An 11,911-nucleotide genomic window follows, 5' to 3' on the forward strand; every position below is an offset into this window, starting at 1 on the left:
CGCACATGTCCGCGTTCGGGCAGGACGATCAGATCGATCGGCTGCGGCAAAGCATTTCCCACCTCGTCGGCCTGGACGGTCAGCACGGAGGAGCGGAGCTCGCGCCGCTGGCCGCGCGGTTGTTCCGCGCGGCAGCTGCCCGGCTGGCGGTCGGCAACCGCGAACCATCCGCCGGACGAGACCTCGCTGCGGTCACCGCGGAACTCGGCGAAGTGGCGGGCTGGCTCGCGTTCGACTCGATGCACTTCGACGCAGCTCGAACGCTGAACCTCGAAGCCCTGCACCTGGCGCGCTCGGCCGGGGACCGCAGCATGGAGTTGTTCATCCTCGGGAACATCGCGATGCAGGCTCAAGAGGTGCAGCAACCGCGTGCGGCTCTTCGCACGGTTCAGCTGATGGAAACGTTCAAGCTCTCCCCGCGGCTACGCGTGATGACCGATCTCCGCCGGGCACGCGCCGCCGCCGACCTGGGTGACGACCGCGCATTCGCGGTGCTGAGACGCGCTCAGTCGGATCTGTCCGACGGCGTGCACCGCACGGACCCGGAATGGTCCTGGTGGGTCACCGATCTGGAGCTCGAGGTCCACGCAGGCGGCATGTGGCAAGCCTTCGGCCGACCGGATCGCGCGGTGGAATGCTACGCAACGGTGGTGGTATCCACCGCCGAACGCTACCGGTGGGCCCGCTTCATCGCCGGAGCGAACCTGCTCAGAGCGCTGGTCGAGCTGTCGGACTGGCGAGAGGCGGAGAGCACCGCGACCCAGCTGCACGACCTCGTCGGCCAAGTCTCGTCGGCCAGAGCGGGCGAACGAATCCGCACCGCAGCGAGGACAGCCCGCCGCAACGGAGCGCCCTCCTCAGTGGACGACACCCTCACCAGCCTGGCGCACCGGACTGCGGCTGGACCTCCAGGAGAGCGGCAGCGCGGGAACGGCCTGCCGGTGCGCCCCCGCAACGCACCGGCAGGCCCGCCTGCCTCGCTGCTGCCTTGATCCCTTTCAGCACCAAGCTCTTTCAGGAATCAGATCAAGCCAGTCCGGCGAGGACGGTTTCGACGATCTTGTCGCGGGACAGGCCGTAGCGGTCGTGGAGCGTCGGCAAGGCGCCCGCGGCGAGGAACTCGTCCGGGAGGCCGATCGGCACGACTCGGCGGGACAGGCCCGCGCGGACCGCCGCGGAGGCCACCGTTTCGAAGAGGCCGCCGACGACGGTGTGGTTCTCCAGCGTCACGACCAGGCGGTCGGTGTCGACCTCCGCCAGCACGGTTCTCGCGTCGAACGGCTTGATAGTCGGGGTGTGGACCACGGCGACGTCGACGTTGTGGGCCGCCAGTTCTTCGGCCGCTTGCAGGGCTCGCATGGTCATCAGGCCGCTGGAGATGAGCACGACGTCCCGGCCGCCGCGCAGGACCGCCGCCTCGCCGAGGCGGAAGCTGTAGTCGTACTCGTCGAGCACCGTCGGCACCTTGCCGCGCAGCAGGCGCAGGTACGTCGGGCCGTCGCTGGCCGCCAGCTGCGGGACCGCCTGCTCGATGTCCACCGAATCGCACGGGTCGACGATCGTCAGGTTCGGCATGCCGCGGAAGATCGCGATGTCCTCGGTGGCCTGGTGGCTCGGGCCGTAACCCGTGGTGAGGCCCGGCAGGCCGCCGACGATGTTGACGTTGAGGCCGGGTTCGGCGATGTCCAGGCACAGGAAGTCGTAGGCCCGGCGGGCGGCGAAAACGCTGTAGGTGGAGGCGAAGGGCACCAGCCCGACCTCGGCCATCCCCGCCGCCGCGCCGAACAGCAGCTGCTCGGCCATGCCCATCTGGAAGAACCGGTCGGGGTGCGCCTCGGCGAAGACGTGCATGTCGGTGTACTTGCCGAGGTCCGCGGTGAGCCCGACGACGCGCTGGTCGGACTCCGCCAGCGCGGCCAGGGCGTGCCCGAACGGTGCGCTGCTGGTCCGCTGCCCGGGGTCGGCGAAGGACGCGATCATCGCCGAGGTGGTGAGCCGCTTCGGCTTCGTGCTGGTCGTCACTTGGCTGCTCCCTCGTGTCCGGCGGCCAGCTGTTCGCGGCACAGCTCCCACTCGTCGGCGTCGATGCGCATGAAGTGCGCTTTCTCCCGGGCTTCCAGCAGCGGCACGCCCCTGCCGATCCGGGTGTCGCACAGGATCACCGAAGGTGAACCGGTATCGGCGGACCGTTCGGTGATCGCGTCGAACGCCGCCAGCAGCGCGTCGACGTCGTTGCCGTCGACGCGCTGGGTGAACCAGCCCGCGGCAGCCCACTTCTCCTCGGCCGGTTCGATGCTCAGCACGGTCTCGGTCTTGCCGTCGGCTTGCAGCGCGTTCATGTCGACGATCGCGGTGAGCCTGCCCAGCCGGTGGTGCGCGGCGCCCATCGCCGCTTCCCACGTCGACCCCTCGTCGAGCTCGCCGTCGGAGAGGAAGTTGAAGATCCGCGCCTGCGAACCGCGCAGCCGCAGGCCCAGCGCCATGCCCACGGCCACGGTCAGGCCGTGGCCGAGCGAACCACCGGAGATCTCCATCCCCGGGGTGTAGGAGGCCATGCCCGACATCGGCAGCCGCGAACCGTCCGAGCCGTAGGTCTCCAGCTCCTCGACCGGAACGGTCCCGGCCTCGGCCAGCGCGGCGTAGAGGGCGATGGCGTAGTGCCCGGTGGAGAGCAGGAACCGGTCGCGCTCGTCCCAGTGCGGGTCGTCGGCGCGGAACCGCAGCTGGTCGGCGTAGGTGGCGGCCAGCACGTCGGCCACGCCGAGCGCTTGGCCGACGTAGCCCTGCCCCTGGACCTCGCCCATGTTCAGGATGTGGTGGCGCATCCGGTGGGCGGCTTCCCGCACCACCGCAGCGCGCTGGCGCTGATCGACAGCGGTCATCGTGCGTCGTTCTCCTTGTCTTCGCGGGTTCACACCGCGTGGACGTCGTCTGCGGGCCGCGCCGCGGCCGGGTTGGTTCGCGCGGGGGCGGTTTCCGCGCAGAACCGGGCGGCGAAGGTCGAGACGACCCCCAGCGCCACGAACAGCAGAGCCGGGCCGACCCAGCCCATGACGCTGTAGAGCGCCGTGGCCAGGAACGGCAGCAGGCCCGCGATGACCGAAGCGCCGTTGTAGCCCAGCGAGATGCCGGAAGAGCGGACCTCGCTGGGGAACTGCTCGGCGAACCACGACGCTTCGACCGCGAAGATCGGGTCGTGGCTGAACAGCAGGCCGAGCGCGACGGCGACCACGGTTGCGATGCCGATACCGGTGTTGACCAGGAAGAACATCGGGAATCCGAAGGCGATCGTGAAGATCGAGCCGATCAGGAACACCGGTTTGCGGCCGATCCGGTCCGACAGCGCGCCGAACGCGAGGTGGCTGACCAGCCCCAGCGCCGAACCGACGATGGTGCCCACCAGCACGTTCTGCTTGTCGGTGAGCGAGGCCAGCACCACGTAGGACAGCATGAAGCTGGTCGTCACGTAGTACCCGCCGGTTTCAGCCAGGCGCAGCGCCATGATCCGCACGACCACCCGCCAGTCGCGCCGCAGCACGTCGAGGGCCGGGGTCTTGCGGATGTTGCCCGCGGACTTCACCTTGGTGAACTCCGGCGACTCGCCCACCCGGTTCCGGATGTACATGCCCGCGGCCACCATCACGACGGACGCGAGGAACGGTGCCCGCCACACCCAGTCGCCGGTGAACACGGCCTCGGACAGCAGGAACGCGCCGTTGGCCAGCAGCAGTCCGGCCGGGATGCCGATCTGCGGCACGGCGCCGAAGAACCCGCGCTTGCGCTCCGGCGCGTGCTCGACCGCCATCAGGACCGCGCCGCTCCACTCCGCGCCGAACCCGATGCCCTGGACGATGCGCAGCAGGATCAGCAGCATCGGAGCCAGGACCCCGACCTGCGCGTAGGTCGGCAGCACACCGACGAGCACGGTGGCCACGCCCATCACGGTCAGCGACCACATCAGGACCCGCTTGCGGCCCAGCCGGTCGCCGTAGTGGCCGGCGAGGTAGCCGCCGAGCGGGCGGAACAGGAAGCCGACGGCGAGCGTGGCGAAGGAGGCGAGGACGCCGACGACGGCGTTGTCGGAGTGGAAGAACGCGGAGCCGAAGTAGGCGGCGGAGGCGGTGCCGTAGATGAAGAAGTCGTAGCTCTCCACGGCGGTGCCGATCATCGACGCGAAGGAGACCTTCGCGGGGTTGTCCCGAGTTGCCCCGGTTGCATCGGACATGGCTGCACTCCTCAGGAGAGGGCTGGTCGGACGTCAGCTGGACGGGTAGGTCTCGATCACGCGGGAGTCGTCCCGCGTGAGCAGTCCGGCGTCCGCGGCGCGCCGGTAGCGGTCGCGGGCCACGTCGAGCAGCGGGGTTTCCGCGCCGACCTGACCGGCGGCCTCGGCGACCAGCCCGGAGTCCTTGACGAAGATGCCGATCGTGCTGGTGACCTCGACGTCGGTGCCCTGGAGCATGCGCGGACCGCGGTCGGAGAGCATCCAGGAACCCGCGGCGCCCTGCTCGACCAGCGGGAGCACGGCCTCCCGGTCGAGCCCGAGCCGGTCGGCGAGCGCGAGGGCTTCCGCCGCGGCCACGATGTGCACCGAGCACAGGTGCTGGTTGACGACCTTGATCGCCTGCCCGTCACCCAGGTTGGCGCCGACCTCCCGAACCGAGCCCAAGCACCCCAGGAGCTCGCGAACGGCCGCGATGTCGGCGCTCGCCCCGGAGGCGAACAGCGTCAGCTCGCCGGTTCGAGCGCGCGCCACGCCTCCGGTGACGGGCGAATCCACCACGATCGCGCCCGCCGCGGCCAGTCGCGCGCCCTGCTCGCGGACCGCGTCGGGGCCGACGGTGCTCATCACGATCCAGCGCTGCCCGCGCACCGAGCCGGCGAGCGCGCTCGTGACGAGTTCTTCGAGCTGCTCCGGCGTGGCCACCATGACCACGACGACCGAAACATCCGGCGCGTCAGCGAGTTTCGCGACCGCGGGCACTCCGGCCGCGGTCGCGCGCTCCACGGCGGACGGGAGCGCGTCGACACCGGTCGTCGGATAGCCGGCGGCGACGAGCCGGCGCGCCATCGGCAGGCCGATCGCACCGACGCCGACGAAGGCGAGGGAAGGGGCAGACATTGTCGTCCTCCATGTCCGTCCGCGCGGGCAGCGCGGACCGCGCCCGGCCGGACTCGGCCGAGCTCGGGAAAGCGTTGTGGGGTGGGGAGATCAGGACTTGCCGGCCAGCGAGGACCAGACCTCGAAGTGGCGTCGCATGGCCAGGCGGGCGCCCTCGGCGTCGCGTTCGGCAACGGCCTCGACGATCCCGTAGTGCACGGTGTCGACGACCCGGGTCTGCCCGGGTTCGACCGGCAGCCGCTCCACCGCGAGCCGCCGCCGTTCGACGACCTCGGTGCGCAGGGCGTGGCTCAAACCGTCCTGCAGGATCCCGAAGATCGGGTTGTCCACGATCAGGAAGAGCTTGCGGTGGAACTCCAGGTCCGCTTCGAGCGCGCGGTCGTCGTCGCCCGCCGAGCTGGCCTGCACCATCTCGTCGACCAGCCTGCGGAGTTCGTCGACGTCGTCGGCGGTGGCCAACCGGGCGGCCGACTCGGCCACCGAGAGCTCGATCATCTCCCGCGCCGACCGGAACTGCCCGGTGCCGAGCTGCCCGAGCTGGCGCGACAGGTCGAAGTACAGCCGGATGAAGGTGGCGTCCGGGACCCGCAGGTAGGAGCCGCGCCCCTGGGTCCGCTCGACGAACCCCAGCAGCTCCAGCGTCGCGAGTTCATCGCGCAGCGCACCGCGGCTGATGTCGAGCGCGGCCACCAGCTCCCGCTCGGTGGGCAGCCGCAGCCGACCCGTCGCGGCCTCGGGCGTCGCCTGCTCGGCGAGCCGCTGCACGAGATACGAGAGGTCGACGCTCATCCCACTGCCTCCTGACCTGCCGCGACCAACATTGGTCCGACTAATGCAGGAACCGTAAGTACCCGAAACCCCAGCTGTCAATACATTGGTCAACCAATCCTCGGAGCCAGCCGGTCGGCAGCACTCCCGTGAGCGCTTTGTGGTGTCATGGCACCACAAAGCGCTCACGGGAGACGACTGGTGGAATTGCGGCAGCTGGAGCACTTCTTGGCCGTGGCGCGCCACGGGAGCTTCACCAGCGCGGCCCGGGAGGTGCACGTCGTTCAGTCGGCGTTGAGCGCATCGGTGCGCAAGCTCGAGACCGAGCTGGGGGCGCAGCTGTTCGAGCGCACCACGCGGCGAGTGCTGCTGACCGAGGCCGGGCGGGCGCTGGTTCCGATGGCCCACCGGATCGCCGCCGATGTCATCGCCGCGCGCGGCGAGGTCTCCGCGGTCGCGGGGTTGTCCCGCGGGCACGTGGCCATCGGCACCATCCAGGCGCTCACCGACATCGATCTGCCCGGCCAGCTCGGGGCGTTCCAGCGGCGCTACCCCGGCGTGCGCATCCGCGTGCGGCAAGGCCTCGTCCCCGATCTGATGTCCTCGGTGGACAGCGGTGAGCTCGACCTCGCCTACCTCGCTTTCGACGGGCCGCTCGCCGACGGGCTGGTCGGCTTCGCCGAGTGGCGCCAGGAACTCGTGCTGCTCTGCCACCCCGAGCACCGGTTGTCCGGACGGCGGCGGGTCCGCCTGGCGGAGCTGGACGGCGAGGCGTTCGTGGACTTCAGCGGCAGCGGCCTGCAGGAGCTGGTCGCCCGGCGCTTCGCCGACGCCGGGGTTCGCCGCGACCCGGTGTGCGAGGCCACCAACATGCCGCTGCTGATCGAGCTGGTGGCCGCCGGGCTCGGGGTGAGCATCGTGCCCGCGGAGCTCGCCGAGCGCTCCGGGCTCCCGCACGCGCGGATCGAGCAGCCGGGCCTGGCCAGGTCGCTCTACTTGGCGGGCAGGCAGCCGGAGCCGGTCAACCCCGCAGCTCGCGCCCTGCTCCAGCACCTCGTGGGCTGATCCCGGCGGGGATCAGGAGCCCGGCACCGGACAGCAGCGCGATCAGCCCCAGCAGGCTCGCTCCGGTGACGGCCAGGACGAGGCCGACGACCAGCAGCCGCAGGGCCAGCGCGCGCCGCAGATCGGCCCAACTCGCGTCCACCGGGCGATGACTGTCCATGGCACCAGTGTTGGGCCGCGGCTCTCCGCCGGGCCAACACCCGTTTTCGCTGAGTCCCATCTCCAGAATCGATCGATCCCGAACGCCACCGGTCGGCGTGCGGGACGTGTTGGCAGGTAGGCGGGCGTCCCGAACCGCTTCGGCGGACCGCGGAGGCCAGGAGCGCAGTCCGTTTCCCCGCCGTGCTGCGGTTCTCGTCACGTTGTGCGGGAGGTGGCCGGATTCGATGCTGACCGCATGCTGGAGTTCACCGCTCTGCTGGCGGTCGGTGTCGCGTCGGGAGCGTTGAACGCTGTCGGCGGCGGAGGCACCTTCGTGGCACTGCCCGCGCTGGTCGCCGCAGGTCTGCCCGCGGTCACCGCGAACGCGGCGTCCACCGTGGCGCTGCTGCCCGGCGCGCTCGCCAGCGCGTGGGCCTACCGCAAGGACGTGGTCCAGGTCGGCACCACCTCGCGGGCCGCGCTGACCGCGACCAGCCTGTTCGGCAGCGCGCTCGGCGCCGGTCTGCTGCTGGTGCTGCCCTCGGAGTCGTTCCGCGTCGCGGTGCCGTGGCTGCTGGCGTTCGCGACGGTGGTCCTGGCCTTCGGGCGCGGCATCTCGCGAATGCTCTCGACCGCCATCGGGCACCCGATCGACCTGAGTGCCAGGAGCGTCCTGATCGGACAGTTCGTGCTGGCCGCCTACGGCGGCTACTTCGGCGGTGCCGTAGGGATTCTCACGCTGGCGTTCTGGAGCGTCGGGCTCGGCCTCGACCCGGCGAAGGGCAATCCGACCCGGATCGTGCAGCTGGCCGCGATCTACGGCACGGCCGCAGCGCTGTTCCTCGTCGCTTCCGACGTGCGGAGCTACCCCGTGCCGGTCCTGGCCGTGCTGCTCGGTGCGATCGGCGGCGGGTTCGCCGGTGCGCGCCTCGCCCGGCGGCTGCCCGCTCGCGTGGTGCGCGGCATCGTCCTGACCACGGCGGTGGCGATGACCGTCCTGTACTTCCTCCGCGGCTGATCAGCTGCGCGGCCGGAAGGCGATCGCCCGCGTTCGCGCCGCGACCTCCGGCCAGCGGGCGTCGGCCGGGTCCGCCGGGAAGCCCAGCAGTGGCGCCAGGCGCTTCCACGCGCCCGGGTGGGAGCGGCTGTAGGCCAGCAGCACCCGCTGCACCTCGGCGGCATCGAGGTACCTGTGCTCCGGTTGCCTCCACCGGTGGCTGCTCAGGCGGACCTCGATGGCAGGCGCCGCCTGGATGTTCCGGTACCAGTCGGGATTCTTCCCCCAAGCTGCCACCACGACGACTTCGGGGATTGCCGGGTCGAAGTGCACGACCTCCACGACCACCTCGCGCCGCGCTCCGGTCCGCCGCCCGCGGTGGGCGAGGTAGACGAACCGGTGCCCGGCCAGGAAGCCGAGCCCGGCGCGGTAGAGGTGGATCGGGGCGCGCAGCAGGAAGCGCAGCAATCCGCGGGGCTTTCGATCGGTCACCGCCATGCGCGTTGCCCTCCTGGGGTCTTCCGGTGCGGTTGCCGGACGATCGTGCTGTGCTTGCCGGCCAGTCCGGTGGCGACGAACCGGTCCAGCCCGGGGGTCCGGGCCAGTGCCAGCACCGCGTGCCGGAGCCGCAGTTCGGCGCGGGAATGCGGCAGGAACCAGCGGATTCCCCGGCGCGCTACCCGCTGCTTCTCCGCCACCACCGGCTGCCACAGCCGCTCGTAGCGCTCCAGACCGGCTTCGACCGCACCGGAGCGCAGTTGTTCGGCCAGCACGTAAGCACCGGCGATTCCCAGCGAGGCTCCCTGCCCCGCCACCAGCGACACCGCCGCGCACGCATCGCCCACCAGCACCACCCGCCCCCGGTACCAGCGCGACACCTCGACCTGGGCGACCTGGTCGTAGTAGAGCTCCTCGACCGGCGGGCACTTCGCCAGCACGCCCGGCACCACCCAGCCGAGCGAGCCGTACTCCGCCAGCAGCGCCGCTCGCGGATCGGCGGGCAAACCCGGCTCGGCGGCGCGGTGCACGGCGAACACCGCGAGTCTCCCGTCGCGCAGGCCGTAAAGGCCGAGCTGGCGGTCGATCGTGTCGGTCAGGTGGAACCGGTCGCCGATCTCGGCGTTGATCCCCGGATCGTCGAAGGTGAAGGCCGCGGTGTGGAAACCGAGGTACCGCAGGTGGTTCCGCTCCTCGCCGAACACCATCCGGCGCACCGAGGAGTGGATCCCGTCAGCACCGACGAGCAGGTCGGCGCGCATCACCTCGCCGTCGTCGAGCGTCACGCGCACCCCGTCGGCACCGTTGTCGATGCCCGCTGGCCTGGTGGCGAAGCGCAGCTCCACCTCGCCCGGCAGGCTCTCCCGGAGCACCGATTCCAGGTCCGGGCGCATGATGCTCACCAGCCGGTGCCCGGTGCTGCGGCCGAACTGGTCGAAGCTCATCCGCGCGCGACGGCGTCCGGCGTCGTCGACGAGCCGCGCTTCCCGGATCCGGTAGCCGGCCTCGACCACCTGGGGCAGCACACCCATCGCCTCCGCCGCGTCGTAGCCCGCACCGAAGAAGTCGATCATGTAGCCCTGGGGCCGCGGGCCGGACGCCTTCTCCAGCACCACGACGGACCACCCCAGCGCCGAAAGCCGGTTGGCCACCGTCAGACCGGCGATCCCCGCGCCGCACACCACGGCCTTCACCGGGCACCGCCCGGGGTTTCGACCAGCCGGGTCAGGACCGGGAGCACGGTGGCCGCCGTGAGCTCGGGTTGCAGCGCGCGCTGCATCAGCAGGCCGTCGATCGCCGATCCCACCACCGCCGCGGTCGTCCCGGCCTCCGCCACCCCGTGATCGGCGAGCCAGCCGCCCAGCCGCGTGCCGAACTCCGCCATCACCTCGGCGACCTCGTCGCGCAGCCGCGGGTCGCGGGTGGCCGCGAGGTAGGTCTCGATGAACAGCACCGAGACGGCGTCGTCGCCGGTGTAGCGGTCCAGCGAGGCCACCAGGAGTTCCAGCGCTTCCGCAGGCGTGGCCGCCCGCTCCAGCAGCGGTCCGAGCGACTCGCCCACACCGCGCATCGCTGCGACGGCCGCGGCCGACAGCAGCACCTGCACCGACGCGAAGTGGTAGTGCACCAACCCCGCGCCCACACCGGCGCGTTCGGCCACCATCCGGGTGCTGACCCCGCTCCAGCCGCGCTCGGCGATCAGCTCCGCCGCGGCCTCCAGCAGCCGTTGCCGCACTTCACGTCCGCGGTCGGCCGATTTCGGTCCCATCGAGAGCACCTCCTCTTGGGCAGTCGCCCAGGGCGATTGCCCAAACGATAGCACCGATGACAATCGGCTACCCGGCGGAATCCAGTCCGAGAGCCGACCCGCCCAACACGACCGGCGCCGGATCAGCCACCGGCCCAACTAAGTCTACTTAGGACAAGTTGGTTCAGCGCGAGCCCGAATGTTCAACGCAGACAAGGTGATTACCTCGATGTAAGTACTTGCGCGACCACGCGAGCAGCACGATGCTGAAGACCCGCACGCCCGCACGGAACCGGATCTCACCGCACCGGAGCGCCGTGCCGCCGCCGAACAGGAGGACGACGCACATGGTCAACACCGGATCCACACCGGTGACGGTTATCGGCCTCGGCGCCATGGGCCAGGCCCTCGCCGAGGCGTTCCTGAACGCCGGGCACCCGACCACGGTGTGGAACCGCACCGCGGCCAGGGCGGAACCGCTGGTGGCCAAGGGTGCGGTGCGCGCGGAGACGGTCGCCGAAGCGGTGACGGCCGCACCGCTGATCGTCGTCTGCGTGCTGGACTACGCGGCCGTGCACGGCCTGCTCGACCCGGTGGCCGACGAGCTGTCCGGCCGAGCGCTGGTGAACCTCACCAACGGCACGGCGCAGGAGGCCCGCACCACCGCGGAATGGGCCGCCGAACTGGGCGCCGAGTACGTCGACGGAGGCATCATGGCCATCCCGCCGACCATCGGGACCCCGGCCTCGGCCATCCTCTACAGCGGTTCGCAGCAAGCGTTCGACACCCACTCGACGGTGCTGGACCTGCTCGGCACCAGCAAGTTCCTCGGCACCGACGCGGGACTGGCCGCGCTGCACGACCTCGCGCTGCTCGGGGCGATGTACGGCATGTTCGCCGGAGCCTTCACCGCGATGGCAATGGTGGGCACCGAGAAGGTCGCGGCCGCCGACTTCACCGACGAGCTGCTGGTGCCGTGGCTGAACTCGATGGTGGCGGTGCTGCCGCTGCTCGCCGCGGAGGCCGACTCCGGCGAGGAGGTCTCCGAGGAGCGCAAGCTGGTCGAGCGGGTCGCGCTGACCAACATCATCGACACCGCGAAGGCCCAGGGCGTGGCGGCGAACCTCGTGAACCCGATCCAGGCGATCAAGGACAACACCTGATCCTGCGGGGCTATTCTCGCTTCGGATCCGGGCGCGAAGCGATTGGGCGGTGTGAAGCATGAACACGAGGCCGCACTTCTGCAGCCTGAACGCCGCGGTGGACATCCTGAGCGGGAAGTGGAAGATCCTCCTCCTGTGGGAGCTGCTCGACCAGCCGCGCCGCTTCGGCGAACTTCGCCGCCTGGTCCCGGGAATCCGCGAGAAGGTCCTCGCCGAGCAGCTGCGCGAGCTGGAGGCCGACGGCGTGGTCGCGCGCAAGACCTTCGACGGCGCGCAACTCCGGGTCGAGTACTCCCTCACCGAGGCGGGAACAGCGCTCACCAGGGCACTGGAACCGCTGACGCAGTGGAGCCTCGAGCACGTCGCGCGGAGGTGAGCGGCCGCTGGCCCCGAGTCGCCGAAAGCCCGCC

Annotated in this window: 14 protein-coding genes; 5 read left to right on the forward strand and 9 right to left on the reverse strand. The window is 70.9% G+C overall.

Going from position 1 to position 11,911, the window contains the following annotated elements; all coding sequences use genetic code 11:
- Positions 1-5 precede the first annotated feature (5 nt).
- On the forward strand, positions 6-992 hold the full coding sequence (locus OU416_RS36990) for a hypothetical protein (RefSeq protein WP_270931748.1): 987 nt from the start codon (positions 6-8) through the stop codon (positions 990-992).
- 34 nt (positions 993-1,026) lie between these two features.
- Here the strand turns inward: OU416_RS36990 and OU416_RS36995 are convergent, their stop codons facing one another.
- The 5 genes from OU416_RS36995 to OU416_RS37015 form a co-directional block, all read right to left on the reverse strand.
- Positions 1,027-2,022: a transketolase family protein gene (locus tag OU416_RS36995; RefSeq protein ID WP_270931749.1), complete on the reverse strand. Its 996-nt coding sequence runs from the start codon at positions 2,020-2,022 to the stop codon at positions 1,027-1,029.
- Entirely contained in the window at positions 2,019-2,882 is an 864-nt protein-coding gene (locus tag OU416_RS37000; RefSeq protein ID WP_270931750.1) for a transketolase, read from the reverse strand. Before OU416_RS37000 ends, OU416_RS36995 begins: the two co-directional genes overlap by 4 nt.
- A gap of 29 nt (positions 2,883-2,911) precedes the next feature.
- Complete coding sequence (locus OU416_RS37005) at positions 2,912-4,225, reverse strand: MFS transporter (RefSeq protein ID WP_270931751.1); 1,314 nt, start codon at positions 4,223-4,225, stop codon at positions 2,912-2,914.
- A gap of 33 nt (positions 4,226-4,258) precedes the next feature.
- Positions 4,259-5,122 carry an NAD(P)-dependent oxidoreductase gene (locus OU416_RS37010; protein WP_270931752.1) on the reverse strand — a complete coding sequence of 288 codons (864 nt, stop codon included), beginning with the start codon at positions 5,120-5,122 and terminating at the stop codon, positions 4,259-4,261.
- Positions 5,123-5,212: 90 nt separating this feature from the next.
- A complete protein-coding gene (locus tag OU416_RS37015) occupies positions 5,213-5,911 on the reverse strand; it encodes a FadR/GntR family transcriptional regulator (RefSeq protein ID WP_270931753.1) in 699 nt (232 codons plus the stop codon).
- Positions 5,912-6,091: 180 nt separating this feature from the next.
- On the opposite strand from OU416_RS37015, the gene OU416_RS37020 reads away from it, so the two are divergent.
- Positions 6,092-6,955, forward strand: coding sequence for a LysR family transcriptional regulator (locus tag OU416_RS37020; RefSeq protein WP_270931754.1), 864 nt, complete (start codon positions 6,092-6,094; stop codon positions 6,953-6,955).
- On the opposite strand, the gene OU416_RS37025 is transcribed toward OU416_RS37020, so the two are convergent.
- Entirely contained in the window at positions 6,912-7,115 is a 204-nt protein-coding gene (locus tag OU416_RS37025) for a hypothetical protein (RefSeq protein WP_270931755.1), read from the reverse strand. The two genes, OU416_RS37020 and OU416_RS37025, sit on opposite strands and share 44 nt — an antisense overlap.
- Positions 7,116-7,352: 237 nt before the next feature.
- Between OU416_RS37025 and OU416_RS37030 the strand changes: the two genes are divergently transcribed.
- Entirely contained in the window at positions 7,353-8,114 is a 762-nt protein-coding gene (locus tag OU416_RS37030; protein ID WP_270931756.1) for a sulfite exporter TauE/SafE family protein, read from the forward strand.
- On the opposite strand, the gene OU416_RS37035 is transcribed toward OU416_RS37030, so the two are convergent.
- Genes OU416_RS37035 through OU416_RS37045 form a run of 3 tightly spaced genes read right to left on the reverse strand, consistent with a single transcriptional unit; the run spans position 8,115 to position 10,359 of the window.
- Positions 8,115-8,591, reverse strand: a complete 477-nt coding sequence (locus tag OU416_RS37035) for a nitroreductase family deazaflavin-dependent oxidoreductase (RefSeq protein WP_270931757.1) — start codon at positions 8,589-8,591, stop codon at positions 8,115-8,117.
- The gene (locus OU416_RS37040) at positions 8,582-9,784 is read right to left on the reverse strand and encodes an FAD-dependent monooxygenase (protein ID WP_270931758.1); all 1,203 of its coding nucleotides are present in this window, start codon (positions 9,782-9,784) and stop codon (positions 8,582-8,584) included. The genes OU416_RS37035 and OU416_RS37040 overlap by 10 nt, the downstream gene beginning before the upstream one ends.
- The gene (locus tag OU416_RS37045) at positions 9,781-10,359 is read right to left on the reverse strand and encodes a TetR/AcrR family transcriptional regulator (protein WP_270931759.1); all 579 of its coding nucleotides are present in this window, start codon (positions 10,357-10,359) and stop codon (positions 9,781-9,783) included. Before OU416_RS37045 ends, OU416_RS37040 begins: the two co-directional genes overlap by 4 nt.
- Positions 10,360-10,685: 326 nt before the next feature.
- Between OU416_RS37045 and OU416_RS37050 the strand changes: the two genes are divergently transcribed.
- Both OU416_RS37050 and OU416_RS37055 read left to right on the forward strand, forming a co-directional pair.
- Positions 10,686-11,501, forward strand: coding sequence for an NAD(P)-dependent oxidoreductase (locus OU416_RS37050; RefSeq protein ID WP_270931760.1), 816 nt, complete (start codon positions 10,686-10,688; stop codon positions 11,499-11,501).
- A 58-nt stretch (positions 11,502-11,559) separates the two neighbouring features.
- Positions 11,560-11,877: a winged helix-turn-helix transcriptional regulator gene (locus tag OU416_RS37055; protein WP_270931761.1), complete on the forward strand. Its 318-nt coding sequence runs from the start codon at positions 11,560-11,562 to the stop codon at positions 11,875-11,877.
- The last annotated feature ends 34 nt before the right edge of the window (positions 11,878-11,911 follow it).

Origin of the sequence: Saccharopolyspora indica, assembly GCF_027853965.1 — a bacterium.
Taxonomy (GTDB): domain Bacteria; phylum Actinomycetota; class Actinomycetes; order Mycobacteriales; family Pseudonocardiaceae; genus Saccharopolyspora; species Saccharopolyspora indica.